The organism is Yersinia sp. LJYL362, from assembly GCF_048323875.1.
Genome location: NZ_JBLWEX010000308.1, coordinates 1 through 15,313 on the forward strand (window position 1 = coordinate 1; position 15,313 = coordinate 15,313).

The following is a 15,313-nucleotide window of genomic DNA, read 5'->3' on the forward strand; positions in this document are numbered from 1 at the left end:
CTCACGGGTTTTGGTCTGTGCTCAATGTACAGACCAAAACGCAACTGATAGTACGTTACTTCTGCGTAAACTTCATATCAATCAATGCAATGGCTTTCTCAATTGCACGCTTGGTTACCGGATCAGCTCCCGCAGGATGTGAAGCGAAATCAATAGCTTTGAGTTGATGAGACATCTTATCCCGCACTTCGGTCGGCGCAATAATATCAATCACATCAAGAATTTGTTTGATAACCAATTGGCAAGCAACCAGATCGGAGACCAGTTCTTGGTCATTAGTGAACATTTCAGACATGAATAATTCCTTCACAATAATATTGCACAAGGATATCACGCCCTTGGGCATATATCTTTAGCCGACAGTGTCATACTCACGATTTTATCGGTAAGAATTATCTTCGATTAATGAACAACCTACAGCGATAACTCGGTGCATTAAGTCATCAACTGAAGCGTTTGTTGCGGGTAAAAAAGATCGGTGCGAGGGCTGGGTTAATGATGCTAAAGGTTAAAAATAGCTATAAAAAAACCAGGTTTGATAGTTATCAATCACCTGGTTCGGAAGAGAAGTCATTACATATCTATTGATCACAATATTTCTAGTCTCACAGTTTATCACCTCCTACGCTTTTATCTTTGTGCAGAACCATTACTGGCATCTTTAGAAAGACGGTCACACCCACAACCGCTATCAGAGTCATAATCACTGTTATCAACATGCGATCACCTCATCTTTTTTAATTTCTATTTTTCCAAACTCAACCTTTTATCCTCGGGGTCTCCCCCTTTCAGATGACACTACCCTTTTACTATGGCACCAGAAAGTTCTTTTGCAAACACATCTTGAAAAGCCTTCATGATATATTTGCTACAATCATAGCCAATTTGGTGTTTTGTGTTGTTAGATTCAACTTGTGTATACTGCACTTCTCCTAACCAGAAAAAACAGACTAAATAATGTCACAAGAAAATCATCTCGCGTTAGTCTGCGCCCTCAGTAAATGGGTCGAAACCCATCTGGGGAGAGTCATCTACCTTGAAGAGTTAGCCGCGTACTCAGGCTATTCTCTCTGGCATATGCAGAAAATATTTAAAGAAGTGACAGGGGTGTCATTAGGTAAATACATTCGTGAAAGGCGCTTAGCAGGTGCTGTCTATCAACTGCGTAGCAGTGACAGCACTATTTTTGATATTGCTTTGGATTTTGGCTTTGGTTCACAATCACACTTTACTTACATGTTCAGAAAACGTTACGGCATAACCCCGTATGACTTCCGGCAAAATACAGATATTGACCTCAATATCGCTTTGCCCTTGCATACCACTCACCAGAAACTGGCGTAATCCGCACAATACCATTATTCGCCTGAATGCTTACCAACGCTAACCGGCGAATATATTCTCAGTTTTTTTTGTAGCAATTCTGCACATCAACAGTTTGTATTTCGTTACGCTGGCGATCCGCCATGTAGGTCATCACAAACATAGTACTCACCACAATAAGTGCCGCCAGCAGTAAACCAATCAGTGCAATGACTTTATTGTCATCAAACAAGCTCTTGTCCATATATTCTCCCTAATGTCTATGGCGCATCAAATTAACCATAGGATCACAATCAGCGTTATTGCGATCAGCAAACATGATGTTGTCAGTAAAACCACGAGCGCAAATTGCGCGTCGCCAATTCCCGTTGAATAGTCGCTATTCTGGGTAATATTTTCTTGTTTTTTCAAAACAATACCTACTGGCAAAACACACCAGCCGTAATCTTGCATAAGAAAAATCGTGTTTTATTAGCGCATGTTTATCAAAAAATCATACTAGCGCTAGCCTGACAGCAGGCTTTTACAACGCGATCCTGTCGTAGTCTGTGTTATATATCAAGCCCACCCATTGTAAAGATGGGGAAATACTCCAAACACATTAAGATAGATAATGTATTGCACTCATGGCTCAGGACCGAAATTCCCAGCCTATTCGCATTTAATATCGTCAATCTTATCACACGGTGATAATACCTGTCGCAAGGCTGTATAGCGCCGCGACTGCAGCAATGAGTGCTACGGCAAAAGCACATTTTTCAATAGCCGAGAAGACTAATTTCTTCTGCTCGCGTTTAGCGATAATAAACAACAAGGTTCCTGGACCGTATATCACTGCCGATAATAATATGTATTTCAACCCTCCGGCATACACCATCAATACAGCGTAGAACGTGGCTATCAATGCAATAATAAAATCTTTCGTATGGTCTTTCGTTCCTACAGAGTATGTCTCTCGGGTCCAGGCCAATTTCAAGCCATAGGCAGCAACCAATAGATAGGGAATCAGGACCAGTGAACTGGTTAACTCAAGTGCAAGTTGAAAAGCATATTCAGTGAAAAGCGTAACAATTAAGAATAATTGGATAAAAATATTGGACATCCAAACTGCTGCGGAGGGTACCCCGTGTTTATTCTCGGTTGCCAAGACACTCGGCATAATATGACTTTTTGCTGCACAATAAAGCGCTTCGGCCGCCAGTAGAGTCCATGACAAATAGGCACCCATCACTGAGATGATCAATCCAATACTGATAAATATTGCCCCCCACCGGCCTACGATATGCTCTAACACCCCCGCCATTGAGGGTTGACGTAAAGCAGCCAGATCAGGGCGTAGCAGTACACCATAGGAAAGCATGGTAACCAACACCAGCAGACATAAAACACCAATAAAACCTAAGACCGTCGCTATACCGACATGTTTTCTTTCCTTAGCATAGCGGGAATAAACACTCGCCCCCTCAATACCGACAAAAACAAATACAGTTACCAGCATAGTGCTACGAACTTGAGAAAATAGAGATTCAGAACCAGCACCTATTTCCAAGGCCGCATGACCGGTATAACCATAATCGTCCAGATGAGAGAGGTCACCCACCGTCCCCAGAGGTTGAGTACCCCAGAAATTTAATGCGAAAGTATCGGTGTGGAAGGCAAATGCTAAAACAATAATAAAAATAAATATTGGAATAACTTTAGCAAAAGTTGCAATGGTATTAATCGCCGCCGCCTCTTTGATGCCACGTAACACCATAAAATGGAAGCTCCACAAAATGAATGAGGCAATTAATACAGCGGATAAAGTATTGCCATCGCCAAATAGTGGAAAGAATGCTCCGAGTGTTGATTTGATCAGTACAAAATAAGAGACACTGCCGATACATGCACCAGCCCAGAAACCGATAGCCGACGCAAACCCGGCATAATCACCAAATCCGGTTTTCGCATAGATATAAACACCAGAATCGAGTTCAGGTTTACGCTGCGCCAATGTCTGGAAAACAAAAGCCAAAGTCAGCATGCCTCCCCCTGCAATAACCCAGGCGATGAGTGCGCCAAAACCTCCAGTAGCGCGGCCAAATGTCGCGGGTAAAGAGAAAATACCGGCACCTATCATTGAACCGACGACCAACGAAGTTAATGACCACAGTGATAATTTTTTATTTGAAGAGGCCGCCATATTTCTATCCCTTTACAAGAGTAAATCCTATGTAAACCACATTAACCTAATAAAAGCTTAAGACCAGCTGCTATTCAGCAAAAATGTGAGCTTTCGTCAAAAGCTGAATATTCATAGTTTGAGTATAGCAAGCATAAATAATGCACGTAGCCATCATTAAAATGGTGTAGTGCATTGGTGTATTGCTGAACTGAGTTGAGCGTTGTTTTATTCGTTCGGCGTCTGAGTGCCATAAAATTTATCTATTTATGTCTATTTCGACGTAATTTAGCTCATCAGGCTTTTCGTTAGATAATAACGATGGTACTCATCCACGACATTTTCTAACGTCATCTGCAATTGATAACCATGCTTTTCATAGAAAGGCCGCGCTTGAAAACTGAATGTATCGACTTGGGCGAATTTACATCCCCGCAGTATTGCTTCTCGCTCAACTGCCTGCATCAGTTTGCTACCCGCTCCAGAATGACGTAACGTATCTGATACCCATAACAATTCTATACTCAGATAATGACCTAACGTATAAGCAGTAATACCCCCTAACTTCTCACCATGCTCACCCGTTATAAACACCGCTAATGGTTTACGCCCATTATCACCGACAAAATTACGGTTAAAAGCCTTCAACCCTGCCATTATTTCAGCTACATCTTCAGTTGTTGGGGTGTCCGTCATCGTTAACTTCATTGTCATTGTTCCTCGTTATGAAATCACTGGCACAACTCGATTTTATCTTTGCTTCTGGATATTCTCACAGATAAGAATTTTATTATCTGCTGATAACTGGCAAAATAAACGCTATTAAGAACTATTTCGATTTATGATGCCGCAAACCGATTTTCTTATTTTGTGTTGTCATTTCCCTCTGTAATTGTAAGGATTTCTGATGCTCCGCCGTTTCTTTTCTTATTACACCCCATACAAAGGGCTTTTCTATCTGGATTTTGGCTGTGCAATTTTGGCTGGGCTGCTGGAACTGAGCTTCCCGATGGCGGTAAAGCTGTTCATTGATAAGCTGCTCCCTAACCAAGACTGGGTGTTGATAGTCTGGGCTGCAACGGGCCTGCTAATGATTTATCTCCTGAATACAGCGCTCATGGCAATAGTTAACTATTGGGGACATGCTCTCGGCGTCGGTATTGAAACCGATATGCGTCGCCAGGCCTTTAGTCATCTGCAAAAGTTATCATTTAGCTATTACGACAATATGAAGACCGGCCATATCATCACTCATGTAACGAAAGATTTAGAGGAAGTCGGGGAAATTGCCCATCACGGCCCGGAAGATCTTTTTATTGCAGTGATGACATTTATTGGTGCCTTTATTCTGATGGCATCCGTTCATCTGCCACTGGCGATGCTCACTATTGTTATTGTGCCGTTTATGACCTATTTGGTCAGCCGTTATGGTGCACAAATGACAGATACCTGGCGCCGGCTTTTTGGTCAGGTAGGGAATTTTAATGCCCGGATTGAAGAAAGTATTGGGGGTATTCGGGTAGTCAAAGCGTTCGCAAACGAATCCCACGAGAAGAAATTATTCGCCAAAGATAACGAAGATTACCGTACGACGAAGCTGAAGGCTTACCGCATCATGACCACCAGCATGACCATGAGCTATCTCAGCACCCGTCTGGTGCAGTTGATTGTGATGGTAGTCGGTACTTGGTATGTCGTTCATGATCAGTTGAGCTATGGTGGCTTCGTCGGTTTTCTATTGTTAGTCGAAGTGTTTTTCCGCCCAGTAGCAAAAATAACCTCAGTGCTGGAAAGCTACCCGAAAGGAATAGCTGGATTTAAACGATTCACTCAATTGATTGATACTTTACCCGATATTGTTGATCAACCCAATGCCCGTCCGGTCGGCCATCTTAGAGGCGATATTTGCTACCAGGATGTCAGTTTCGGTTATTCACCACAGAGCAAAATCTTTACTCACTTGAATCTGCAAATCCGTGCGGGCGAAACTGTCGCATTCGTTGGGCCATCGGGGGCCGGCAAGACCACGTTATGTTCATTACTTCCCCGCTTCTATGAACTTGATGGCGGTACAATCACCATTGATGGGATCAATATCCGTGATATGACTCAGCAATCATTACGTAATAATATTGGTATAGTTCAACAAGATGTTTTCTTATTCGGCGGTTCTATCCGTGAGAATATCGCCTATGGCAAGTTGGATGCCAGTGATGACGAAATCATGGCTGCAGCACGACAAGCCCGCTTGGATGAGCTGATTGAAAGCCTGCCAGATGGCCTTGATACTGTGGTCGGTGAGCGCGGAGTAAAATTATCGGGCGGGCAAAAACAGCGCCTTTCTATTGCCCGTATCTTCCTGAAAAATCCGCCGATTTTGATTCTGGATGAAGCGACCTCTGCGCTGGATACTGCGACCGAACAAGCCATTCAGTTGGCATTGACTGAACTATCGCAAGGCCGAACTACCTTGGTGATTGCTCACCGTTTAGCCACGATTCAAAATGCCGACCGCATCATTGTGGTCGATAAAGAAGGTATTGTTGAACAAGGTGACCACCACGAGCTCCTCGCCCGTAACGGGGCTTATGCCAAACTGCATAATGCTCAGTTCAGTGCAGCTTGATACACAGTAAAAACCCACCCGCAGATGGGCTCGAATGGTAAACTGGAGGAAAATTCAGCCAAAGCCATTCCATCGCGGGCTTAAATAGGGTACAAGGACGCCATGAAAATTCCAAAACGAATCCAACCGCTGGTTGATGACGGCTTGGTTGACGAAGTCATCCGTCGTTTAAAAAGTGGCAAAGAAGCAGATGTCTATGTTGTCCGTTGTGGGCAGGATATCCGCTGCGCTAAAGTTTACAAAGAAGCCGAGAACCGCAATTTTAAACAAGCGGTTCAATATCAAGAAGGTCGCAAGGTCCGTAATAGCCGCGATGCGCGTGCCATGGCGAAGGGATCTAAGTTTGGCCGTAAGCAGCAAGAAGAAACCTGGCAAACCGCCGAGGTGGATGCATTGTACCTGCTAGCCAATGCTGGTGTTCGCGTGCCACAGCCCTATGCCTGCCTTGATGGGGTGTTGCTCATGGAGCTGGTCACCGATGAAGATGGTCTCGCTGCTCCTCGGCTTAGTGATGTCCCGTTTAGCAAAGAACAAGCTCTGATCGACCATGCAATAATGATCCGTTATGTCGTACGGATGCTGTGCGCAGGCTTGGTTCATGGTGACTTATCGGAGTTTAATGTCTTAATCGATAAAGACGGCCCGGTGATTATCGATTTACCGCAAGCCGTTAATGCTGCTGCGAATAACCATGCTAAGGCCATGTTGGAGCGAGATGTGGCGAATATGACACATTATTATGGTCAATATGCCCCGGAATTGCTTGGCACTAAATATGCCAAAGAGATGTGGGCGCTGTATGAAGATGGCAAATTGCACCCTGAAACTCCATTGACCGGCGAATTTGCAGAAAGTACGCAAGCTGCGGATGTTGAGGGTGTGCTGGAGGAGATCCAGGCGGTCATCGCTGAAGAACAAGAACGCCTGCGTGAGGCTCAAGACCCTTACTAATCAGTCATAACATTACAATCAGAAATGAGGGGGTGAGTAGAGTACGGTGCAACGTCGTTGACTTGCCCTGAATTGCCCTACCCCCTTCAGATACGATTAATTTACAAACTGTTTAGTTATTTAAGCATATAACGTACTGCTATATGGTCAGATGCACAGGTTAGCAGCGCAGCTATCAATGGCACGGTCATCAGTGAACCCGTGTTTCCCCCGCCTTGGTTCAATCTTCCCATAACTGCGTAATCGATGGTTCTGTTCGACTGCTGGGTCATCTGATTAGGAGAGACTATCTGATATGGCTGAGTGAGTGACGGGTTCAATGCCTCAAGGGATATACCCAATTGTTCAGGTGTGCGGTTATAATCTCCCATTATCATCCAGGTGGCTTGCGGACGGTTGGGTTGTATCGTTCTTGCCATATAGCCATCAATGAATTGAACAATTTGCGGTGCTTCGTTATTGGTTCGCGCCTCGGCATGGAGACTAAAAAAATAGTCGTCACCGATTCGGATACCCAATGTGGGCCTGGTGTTACGCCCACTGGTCATCGGTGGTACGATAATGACCTCTTCTGCTCGGAATCTGGAAACAATCGCCAGATTGATTCGCGATGCCGGTCCACTTCGCCCACGATCAAAGTGATAAATATAAAAATCGCTGGAGCGACTGCTGCTACCGACATTCCAGAGATATTCCTGCACCAGACTACTTGAAACCCCACGGCGGCTGGGATTAATAATAGTGTCACTCCCTCCGACCAAAGAAACCACCGGTACTTGTATATCGGAGCGCGGCATTCTTCTTTCTATTTCAGGGTGTTGACCTGCCACTATAGGTAAAACAATCGCACTTGACGGTACAGCACCGCTTTCCTGCAAGGCTACAATATCGATTCCATCTCTGCTAAATATTGCTTTGACACCCGTTACCCATTTGGAATTACTACCATACCCACTTTGGGCTCCCTGCATATTCCAGGAGGCTAATTTATAGTCAGCAACATCTGCTTGGGCTATTAGACATAAATTTGAAAAACCATAAATTAATCCCTTAAATAATCCCCTCATATTCGAATTCCTTTCTATTTTAATATTAAGGCGCTAATGGTGGGACAATCGCCCAATAAAAGTCTTTATTGGTTTGGTCACATACATCACTGTATATGGAGTAATAACGAATGCCCGAGCTCATATAAATGCACTCACTATTATGTGCAAACTTTATTAAAATAGCGCCGTAGCTGATAAGTTCAAAATTAAACTTTTGCTTTTCATGACTGCCAGTACACTTGTGCTCCACAATCTGATAGTTGGTCCCATAGTGTTGCAGACACAGGCCAGAGTTTTGATTAACAAAAGAAATTGTCCCATCAGAGTTGTACATAAGGTTCCAGTTGGCATTGGCTTTCCAGTCTCCAGATAAATTGTGAGCATAGTCAGCCCACAGATATTGGTTCTGACCATGGTTATGGCTATAAATCAATGCGCCATGATTAACATTATAAATAGATTTATAGACAGGTTCGTTGGCCGCAATAATTTCATTGGTTGATATTAGAGTTAATATCAAAATTGCCGAGTTTAATAAACCAGATTTATTTATTTCCTTATACATATCACTACTCCCTTCTTAAAATCTCATTTAATAAACTAGATTAAGCCAGGCAGTAATTAAATCTCCATTTTTGTTATATATCGAATATTTGTGGGGTAGTAAGCCCCTCTTCCTACCCCACATTTCTCTACATCTATAGCACTAATTAACTCAGTGCCACCGCTTCAACCCGGTTTTTCCCCGCGGTTTTCGCCCGGTATAATGCTTTATCCGCAGCCTCTGACAAATCTGTCGCCGATAAATGCTCACCGGGTTCAGAGACTGATGCCACACCCACGCTGATAGTCACTCGCCCATGAGGTGACATGCCGTGAGGGATATCCAGTTCTTCAATAGAATGGCGCATGCGCTCGGCAACTGCTTTTGCATCTGACAATGTGCTAGGTGCGAGCAAGACAATAAATTCCTCACCACCATAACGAGCCAAAATATCTGAACCGCCACGAATAGATTTTGATAACGTTTCAACAATGGATTTCAAGCAAACATCCCCCATGGCATGCCCGTAGAGATCGTTAAAGCTTTTAAAATTGTCAAAATCAATCATCAACACAGACAGAGTTCCCCTTTCGGCGTAATTTTTCTGCCAAATATGCTGATAAATGTCATCAAAGTGACGGCGATTTGCTACCCCCGTTAGTACATCTGTTTGTGCCAATGCTTTTAGGATAGATTCAGATTGTTTAAGTTCTGTAATATCAAAAAACGAACCATACCAAATAACCGAGCCGTCATCTTTGCGGGTTGGGAAAGACTCACCATGAAGCCAATGCGTCCCCTTTTCCGGCAACACCACACGAAAATCACAACTCCAAACTGATAAATTTTGCTGGGATGTGATAACAGCCTGTTTTAGCATCTCCCTATCGTCAGTATGAATACGACTAAATAGCGGGTTTTTCTCTTGTGGCACGCGCAAGACATCGGCAGGTGCAAGGTCAAATATTTTCCGAATCCCTTCGCTGCAATAACTAAAATAAGATTCTCCATCAGAATTTAAATAGTATGCATAGATCATCGCTGGCAAGTTTTTAGTTAACTTGTCCATCATCTGCTTACTTTTTTCCAGTTCTATCAGTAAGGATTTTCTTTCCGACACATCCGCAATCACACTGATATATCCCATAACACTGCCATTATCAGCGGTTATTTCATGGACACTCAATGTGCCCCAAAAGCGTTTACCATCCTTACGTTGATAGCACCACTCATTGGCTTCGCGCCGATTAAGTAATAAATAGTCCAGATCAACTTGGGATTCGCCATTTTCAGGGATATACAATATGTTGGAAATAGGTTTTCCCAAAACTTCATCCTTAGAATAACCAAACATTCTCTCTGCACCCACATTATATATCGTGATGCAGTTATCTAAGTCTGTAGTAATAATGGCGATCTGTTTTTCGGCATTCAGCAGCACGTCTAACTGAAGAGTAGATAATTCATGCTTCCCATTCTCTCTCTTCACTGGCTCACCTTTGGGGTGTTTACCAAATACTTTCCTGGAAAGAAAATCCAGGCAGCTATGATAAAAAGAAAATAAAGACATAAATATAAATCACCTATTATTTAGCACGTAAAACAAAAAAATAAAAACATCATTAACTTAGCTAATACTACCAGAAATAACACTTTGAATTATAACATGGAACAATAAGCCAGTGTAGGCCAGCCCTGATAACACCACTTGTCCGATAAGGAATGACATTTAACTTGATAAAATCATTACAAATCCAGTAAAGAAAACTGAGACATCAATCCGCTATAGTCACCACAATTGATGTTGAACAACTGGAGTAAGAATGAAGACGTTACTTATAATATGTATGTCCACCGTATTACTATTCAATATGACGGCCAGCTATGCGGCATCACCTGCGCATCAAGAGATGCAAAAATCATCAAGTGAGAACTGCAAACGCCCTCCTGAACCGCCTAAAGACAAGAACGGCCACCCATTGCCCCCCCCTAAAGATCATAATAATAGCCATGCATCTAAAGGCCAACCACCTCATGATGACAAACATTTATGCCCGCCACCACAAGGAAATAAAAAACCATAAGACTGTAAACCTCTTTTATCAATATAGATAGATTCTTACCACAGCAGATAAGTTAAAAACATAATGGCTTAATTTATCTGCTTTTCATTATTTAACTTATTTTAAAAAAATGCATTATACGTTAATTAATAATGATTACCTCACGGAATTAATTTACTCCCCCACTGGCAAGATATAACTTTATAGCCCATGCTAAATAACGAGAAAAAAATCTCCCTCATACATTAATAATGTCCTGTGACATATAACAAGTAGCTAAGGAAAAAACTATGGTCTATAAATCATTATCTAGTATTGCTATTGCAACTCTCTTAGTCACAACAATGGCTCCGGTATTTGCCTCTTCCACAACGCCAAAGGATATGACTTGCAAAGAGTTTCTTGATCTTAATCCTAAAAGTATGACTCCAGTGGCGTTCTGGATACTGAATGAGGATACTCAGTATAAAAAAGGCGACAATGTCGATTTTCAGGAAGTCGATACTGTATATACTCCTAAAGTCATTGATATCTGTAAAAAATCACCCGATAAAAAAATATCTGACATGAAACCAGATATTATGGCAGCGGCCAAGAAATAAATGTCATATCATTCAAAGCCCCACCTTACTGAGGAGGGGCTTTCTGTGACTTTTAGTTATTATTATTTTGGAGTTATCATGCGAAAAAAGAAAATAATATTGGTAACATTACTGATACTACCACTCAGCCAAGCTCTGGCCGTTGATTGTAAAAATGCAGCAACACAACAGGATATGAATCAATGTGCAAATTCAGATTATAAAAAAGCTGATGCCGAACTTAATCGCACTTATAAAGATCTTCTCGCCAAAACAACTGTAGCCCAAAGGCCATTATTAAAAAGTGCGCAACTGACCTGGATAAAATACCGTGATGCGGACTGTACTTTCCAGTCATCAGCTACCGAGGGAGGTTCAGTACATCCGATGATTATTTCTGCTTGCTTGACCCATAAAACTGAAGAGCGCACCACCCAACTGAAATCATTCTTAAATTGTTCTGAAGGTGACTTAAGTTGCCCGCTGTAGCATCACTCTGACATACGCGATCGCTATGATTTGCGTTGTCTCATCAGAGAGGGTGTTACCCCATAAGCAACTTTAAAACAGTTGCTAAAATGACTGGCAGAGCTAAAACCACACTCCAAAGCAATATGAATAATTGGCATCAAACTGTACCTTATCAATTGATCGGCTCGGCATAGACGAGCTTTTAACACAAACTGGTGTGGTGCCAGTCCAGTACTTTGTTTAAACATCCGTGCAAAATGGAATTCACTCAGTCCAGCCTGTTCAGCAAGGTCAGACAATAACAGCGGTTGTGCAAGGTGGCTGTCGATATATTCCTTTACCCGCTTTAATACTACCGGGGCCAAACCACCGCGAATAGCAGGAATAGCCCACTGTAACTGGGTGTAAGTTTTGAGTAAGTGGGTCATCAGCAAAGTTGCTGCACTGCTGAGCGCCAAATGATTTGCCTGTTCTTGCCAATCATAATTAAGTAAAAACTGGCGATACAGCAGTGTTATTTGTGGATCTTCGGCGAAAATACGCTCATCGACCTGAATGGATTGAGGGCTACGCTCCCAGATCTGTTCTGCCAATTGGCGCAGATGGTTATCGGTGCAATACAAATGCACAAAAGATAAATCGTCTCGTACATCCCAGCTCGATAAACTCCCCTTTGGCATAATGCAAAAACGATCCGGCCCCCCGCCGTTTTTCCACCCTGCCCGCGTTTTGTGATAGCACTCATAACCATCTGCGACATACAAACTCAAGGTGTGATGATCCGGACTTTCTTGCGTAACGCAGTCATCGCGATTAGACCAGGCCGCCAATTGAATACCCGAGCCGAGTTGCACGCAATCATGCAAGCGAGCTTTATGTTCTCTTAGGGTTTCAAAGGCTTGGTAACGTTCCAACATCGCACTGACTTCCTGTGGTAAAGCTGATGGCCCCAGTTTAGTGACTTGCTGTACCGCAAACCATATTTTCTAGTTATTTATCTCAAAAATGCGCAAGATTTTGCAACTTACCGCAAGTCGCTGAAAGATGCATTTGCCTGTCAGGTAGATACTGATGTTTTGATAAGTGATGAGAAATAACCATGAACGCGCTGCTTTATTTATTAGTTGTCCTGATTTGGGGAACGACATGGATTGCGATCACCCTGCAACAACAAGGGAGTGTTGCTATTACGGTATCTATATTTTATCGGTTCGCATTAGCAGCCGGTGTCATGATGATTATTTTACTGCTTGTTCGCCGCTTACGTCATCTCGCCTTACGTGATCATCTCTTTTGTATCGCCCAGGGATTTTGCGTCTTTGCTTTTAATTTCTACTGTTTTTATCATGCGGCGGCTTATATTAGCAGCGGTTTGGAATCAGTTATTTTCTCCATGGCGGTGCTGTTTAATGCCATTAACGGCATGATTTTCTTCCGCCAACGCCTTAGCCCTAATCTGCTCCCTGCCAGTATTTTGGGGATGATAGGTATTATTGCCCTGTTCTGGCAAGATCTCACCGCGACTCAAATATCGCCCGAATTACTGAAAGGAATTGGCCTGAGCTTGCTTGGAACTTACGGTTTCTCTCTGGGTAATATGATAAGCAGTCGCCACCAGCGCCGAGGTCTGGATATTCTATCAACTAATGCTTATGCTATGACTTATGGTGCCGTATTAATGGGTTTTTTCAGTCTTATTCAGCATCACTCTTTCACGATTGAACTGACTTCAAGCTACCTTGGCTCTTTGTTGTATTTAGCTATTTTTGGCTCAGTCATTGCCTTTGCCGCTTATTTCAGTTTGATCGGTCGTATCGGAGCCAGTGGGGCAGCATACAGCACGTTATTATTCCCTCTGGTTGCACTCACGATTTCAACATTTTATGAAAATTATCACTGGCACCTGAGTGCCATCGTCGGTTTACTACTTATCCTATTAGGTAATTTGGTGATGTTCTCCAAACCGGGTATGGTGCAATCTTGGTTTAAACGTCTCTCGCTGGGTTAGCTCCCATTGCCGTGCAATAAGTTTCGGACAGTGACACAAAATGCACCTCTAATTCTGAGGTGCATTTTATTTTCATAAGCAACTTGTTATAACTGAGATGCTTTCTGGCTATTACCTAGAGGAGCGGCACGATGTCGTTCTTCCTGTTTACCGATACCTAGCCGGTAAACGGCCAGTATCATGACCGAACCAACCAAAGCAATAGCACCTAATAGATACAAACCTGCAACTGAGGAGTTAAAAGTATTTTCTGCCCAGACCCGAATATTCGGAGCAACGAATCCACCCAGGTTTGCCAGTGAGTTAATCAAAGCAATACCGGATGCCGCTGCTGCACCACCTAAATAGCCGGTAGGGAATGTCCAGAATATCGGTTGCACCGCCAATAAACCTGCGCAACCAATACACAAAGCAATGAAAGCTAATAATGGTGTTCCTGCTAACATGGCTGAACCAGCAACTCCTGCCGCACCTGCGAATAAGGTCAATGAAGCAACCCAGCGTCGTTCTCGAATAACAGTGGAAAAATGCGGAATATAGTAAGCCGCAATTAATGCACACAGCCATGGGATACCGGTCACTACCCCAACCAAGAATCCAACCTTGGTCCCTAGAATATTCGCCACTTGCGTTGGCAGGAAGAACGCAATCCCATAAGAGCCGACCTGGATAGTGAAAGCAATCAGGCAGAGAAAGATAACTTTAGGGTCCAATAATGCCTGCAAGATACTCTTTGGCCCATGACTTAACTTGTCATGCTCTTCTGCGTTCATGGTTTCACACAACACATCGCGCTCCTGCTGGGTAAGCCAAGTGCAGCGCTCATCTGAAGGCCGGTCATCAAGATAGAAATAAGCCCAAATACCGACCAAAATTGTCAACAACCCTGTTATCAGGAACATAATTTGCCAACCGTGCAGGCCAAACGCACCGTGCATTGATAACAATCCTCCCGACAAAGGCCCGCCCAGAATAAATGCCAGTGGTGGCCCAAACCAGAAGAAACCAGCGACTTTTGCTCGTACATTAATCGGGAACCAGAATGTCAGATACAACATGACTCCGGGCATAAAACCGGCCTCACACGCACCTAATAAAAAACGTAATACGTAGAAACTGACTTCTGAATTAGCAAACATCATGAGGGATGAAATTGCCCCCCAGGTGACCATAATCCGCGCAAGCCAAATACGCGCACCATATTTAAACATAAATATATTACTGGGCACTTCAAATATGGCATAACCAATAAAGAATATACCGGCACCAAAGGCATATGCTGCATTACTTAACCCTGTATCCAACTGAAATGTATCTTTCGCAAAACCTATATTAGCCCGGTCAAGATAGGCCATGATATACATCATAGCCAGAAAGGGTAATAATCTTCTGACTGATTTTTTTATCGCTAACGATAGCAGTTCGCTTTTATCGTTTGGTGACATTTGCCCACTCCTCAATCATTTCTATGATGGCAAAGCGGCCTTTTATAAAAATCAACTTGCTGTTATAACAAGATATATTGCTATAAAAAAA

17 protein-coding genes are annotated in these 15,313 nt (G+C 43.0%); 7 read left to right on the top strand and 10 right to left on the bottom strand.

Annotated elements, in window-relative coordinates; translation table 11 throughout:
* Positions 1–55: 55 nt before the first annotated feature.
* Entirely contained in the window at positions 56–295 is a 240-nt protein-coding gene (locus ACNSO8_RS23960) for a DUF2766 family protein (RefSeq protein ID WP_005170549.1), read from the bottom strand.
* A 662-nt stretch (positions 296–957) separates the two neighbouring features.
* Between ACNSO8_RS23960 and ACNSO8_RS23965 the strand changes: the two genes are divergently transcribed.
* Positions 958–1,344 carry a helix-turn-helix domain-containing protein gene (locus ACNSO8_RS23965; protein ID WP_005158136.1) on the top strand — a complete coding sequence of 129 codons (387 nt, stop codon included), beginning with the start codon at positions 958–960 and terminating at the stop codon, positions 1,342–1,344.
* Positions 1,345–1,402: 58 nt separating this feature from the next.
* Here ACNSO8_RS23965 and ACNSO8_RS23970 read toward each other — a convergent pair whose 3' ends face one another.
* The 4 genes from ACNSO8_RS23970 to ACNSO8_RS23985 all read right to left on the bottom strand — a co-directional run bounded on the left by ACNSO8_RS23970 (position 1,403) and on the right by ACNSO8_RS23985 (position 4,192).
* Positions 1,403–1,567 carry a hypothetical protein gene (locus tag ACNSO8_RS23970; protein ID WP_005158133.1) on the bottom strand — a complete coding sequence of 55 codons (165 nt, stop codon included), beginning with the start codon at positions 1,565–1,567 and terminating at the stop codon, positions 1,403–1,405.
* Between the two features lie 26 nt (positions 1,568–1,593).
* Positions 1,594–1,776, bottom strand: coding sequence for a hypothetical protein (locus ACNSO8_RS23975; protein ID WP_019083368.1), 183 nt, complete (start codon positions 1,774–1,776; stop codon positions 1,594–1,596).
* Positions 1,777–2,002: 226 nt separating this feature from the next.
* A complete protein-coding gene (locus ACNSO8_RS23980) occupies positions 2,003–3,505 on the bottom strand; it encodes an amino acid permease (protein WP_019079728.1) in 1,503 nt (500 codons plus the stop codon).
* Between the two features lie 267 nt (positions 3,506–3,772).
* The gene (locus ACNSO8_RS23985) at positions 3,773–4,192 is read right to left on the bottom strand and encodes a GNAT family N-acetyltransferase (protein WP_019079729.1); all 420 of its coding nucleotides are present in this window, start codon (positions 4,190–4,192) and stop codon (positions 3,773–3,775) included.
* Between the two features lie 199 nt (positions 4,193–4,391).
* Between ACNSO8_RS23985 and ACNSO8_RS23990 the strand changes: the two genes are divergently transcribed.
* Both ACNSO8_RS23990 and ACNSO8_RS23995 read left to right on the top strand, forming a co-directional pair.
* On the top strand, positions 4,392–6,110 hold the full coding sequence (locus ACNSO8_RS23990) for an ABC transporter ATP-binding protein (protein ID WP_019079730.1): 1,719 nt from the start codon (positions 4,392–4,394) through the stop codon (positions 6,108–6,110).
* Between the two features lie 102 nt (positions 6,111–6,212).
* The gene (locus ACNSO8_RS23995) at positions 6,213–7,061 is read left to right on the top strand and encodes a PA4780 family RIO1-like protein kinase (RefSeq protein WP_005158129.1); all 849 of its coding nucleotides are present in this window, start codon (positions 6,213–6,215) and stop codon (positions 7,059–7,061) included.
* Positions 7,062–7,177: 116 nt separating this feature from the next.
* On the opposite strand, the gene ACNSO8_RS24000 is transcribed toward ACNSO8_RS23995, so the two are convergent.
* The 3 genes from ACNSO8_RS24000 to ACNSO8_RS24010 form a co-directional block, all read right to left on the bottom strand.
* On the bottom strand, positions 7,178–8,128 hold the full coding sequence (locus tag ACNSO8_RS24000) for a cytolethal distending toxin subunit B family protein (protein ID WP_019083369.1): 951 nt from the start codon (positions 8,126–8,128) through the stop codon (positions 7,178–7,180).
* Between the two features lie 25 nt (positions 8,129–8,153).
* Positions 8,154–8,675 (bottom strand): hypothetical protein, encoded by a 522-nt coding sequence (locus ACNSO8_RS24005; RefSeq protein WP_057631441.1) that lies wholly within the window; start codon positions 8,673–8,675, stop codon positions 8,154–8,156.
* 145 nt (positions 8,676–8,820) lie between these two features.
* Positions 8,821–10,224 (bottom strand): sensor domain-containing diguanylate cyclase, encoded by a 1,404-nt coding sequence (locus ACNSO8_RS24010; protein ID WP_019079733.1) that lies wholly within the window; start codon positions 10,222–10,224, stop codon positions 8,821–8,823.
* Positions 10,225–10,477: 253 nt separating this feature from the next.
* Between ACNSO8_RS24010 and ACNSO8_RS24015 the strand changes: the two genes are divergently transcribed.
* The 3 genes from ACNSO8_RS24015 (at position 10,478) to ACNSO8_RS24025 (ending at position 11,787) form a co-directional block, all read left to right on the top strand.
* Positions 10,478–10,738, top strand: a complete 261-nt coding sequence (locus tag ACNSO8_RS24015) for a hypothetical protein (RefSeq protein WP_026017874.1) — start codon at positions 10,478–10,480, stop codon at positions 10,736–10,738.
* A gap of 269 nt (positions 10,739–11,007) precedes the next feature.
* Entirely contained in the window at positions 11,008–11,319 is a 312-nt protein-coding gene (gene hdeB / locus ACNSO8_RS24020) for an acid-activated periplasmic chaperone HdeB (protein WP_046050777.1), read from the top strand.
* A gap of 78 nt (positions 11,320–11,397) precedes the next feature.
* The gene (locus ACNSO8_RS24025; RefSeq protein ID WP_019079736.1) at positions 11,398–11,787 is read left to right on the top strand and encodes a lysozyme inhibitor LprI family protein; all 390 of its coding nucleotides are present in this window, start codon (positions 11,398–11,400) and stop codon (positions 11,785–11,787) included.
* Between the two features lie 23 nt (positions 11,788–11,810).
* Here ACNSO8_RS24025 and ACNSO8_RS24030 read toward each other — a convergent pair whose 3' ends face one another.
* Positions 11,811–12,686: a helix-turn-helix domain-containing protein gene (locus ACNSO8_RS24030; protein WP_026017875.1), complete on the bottom strand. Its 876-nt coding sequence runs from the start codon at positions 12,684–12,686 to the stop codon at positions 11,811–11,813.
* 182 nt (positions 12,687–12,868) lie between these two features.
* Here ACNSO8_RS24030 and ACNSO8_RS24035 point away from each other — a divergent pair, with 182 nt between their 5' ends.
* A complete protein-coding gene (locus ACNSO8_RS24035; RefSeq protein WP_019079737.1) occupies positions 12,869–13,777 on the top strand; it encodes a DMT family transporter in 909 nt (302 codons plus the stop codon).
* Between the two features lie 86 nt (positions 13,778–13,863).
* Here ACNSO8_RS24035 and ACNSO8_RS24040 read toward each other — a convergent pair whose 3' ends face one another.
* A complete protein-coding gene (locus ACNSO8_RS24040) occupies positions 13,864–15,222 on the bottom strand; it encodes an MFS transporter (RefSeq protein WP_046050775.1) in 1,359 nt (452 codons plus the stop codon).
* Between the last annotated feature and the right edge of the window lie 91 nt (positions 15,223–15,313).

Coding starts and splice junctions, on each gene's coding strand:
- ACNSO8_RS23995 (WP_005158129.1), top strand. CDS start 6,213: ATGAAAATTCCAAAACGAATCCAACCGCTGGTTGATGACGGCTTGGTT.
- ACNSO8_RS24015 (WP_026017874.1), top strand. CDS start 10,478: ATGAAGACGTTACTTATAATATGTATGTCCACCGTATTACTATTCAAT.
- ACNSO8_RS24005 (WP_057631441.1), bottom strand. CDS start 8,675: ATGTATAAGGAAATAAATAAATCTGGTTTATTAAACTCGGCAATTTTG.
- ACNSO8_RS23990 (WP_019079730.1), top strand. CDS start 4,392: ATGCTCCGCCGTTTCTTTTCTTATTACACCCCATACAAAGGGCTTTTC.
- ACNSO8_RS23975 (WP_019083368.1), bottom strand. CDS start 1,776: ATGCAAGATTACGGCTGGTGTGTTTTGCCAGTAGGTATTGTTTTGAAA.
- ACNSO8_RS24010 (WP_019079733.1), bottom strand. CDS start 10,224: ATGTCTTTATTTTCTTTTTATCATAGCTGCCTGGATTTTCTTTCCAGG.
- ACNSO8_RS24040 (WP_046050775.1), bottom strand. CDS start 15,222: ATGTCACCAAACGATAAAAGCGAACTGCTATCGTTAGCGATAAAAAAA.
- ACNSO8_RS24025 (WP_019079736.1), top strand. CDS start 11,398: ATGCGAAAAAAGAAAATAATATTGGTAACATTACTGATACTACCACTC.
- ACNSO8_RS23960 (WP_005170549.1), bottom strand. CDS start 295: ATGTCTGAAATGTTCACTAATGACCAAGAACTGGTCTCCGATCTGGTT.
- ACNSO8_RS24000 (WP_019083369.1), bottom strand. CDS start 8,128: ATGAGGGGATTATTTAAGGGATTAATTTATGGTTTTTCAAATTTATGT.
- ACNSO8_RS24035 (WP_019079737.1), top strand. CDS start 12,869: ATGAACGCGCTGCTTTATTTATTAGTTGTCCTGATTTGGGGAACGACA.
- ACNSO8_RS23985 (WP_019079729.1), bottom strand. CDS start 4,192: ATGAAGTTAACGATGACGGACACCCCAACAACTGAAGATGTAGCTGAA.
- ACNSO8_RS23970 (WP_005158133.1), bottom strand. CDS start 1,567: ATGGACAAGAGCTTGTTTGATGACAATAAAGTCATTGCACTGATTGGT.
- ACNSO8_RS23965 (WP_005158136.1), top strand. CDS start 958: ATGTCACAAGAAAATCATCTCGCGTTAGTCTGCGCCCTCAGTAAATGG.
- ACNSO8_RS24030 (WP_026017875.1), bottom strand. CDS start 12,686: ATGTTGGAACGTTACCAAGCCTTTGAAACCCTAAGAGAACATAAAGCT.
- ACNSO8_RS23980 (WP_019079728.1), bottom strand. CDS start 3,505: ATGGCGGCCTCTTCAAATAAAAAATTATCACTGTGGTCATTAACTTCG.
- hdeB (WP_046050777.1), top strand. CDS start 11,008: ATGGTCTATAAATCATTATCTAGTATTGCTATTGCAACTCTCTTAGTC.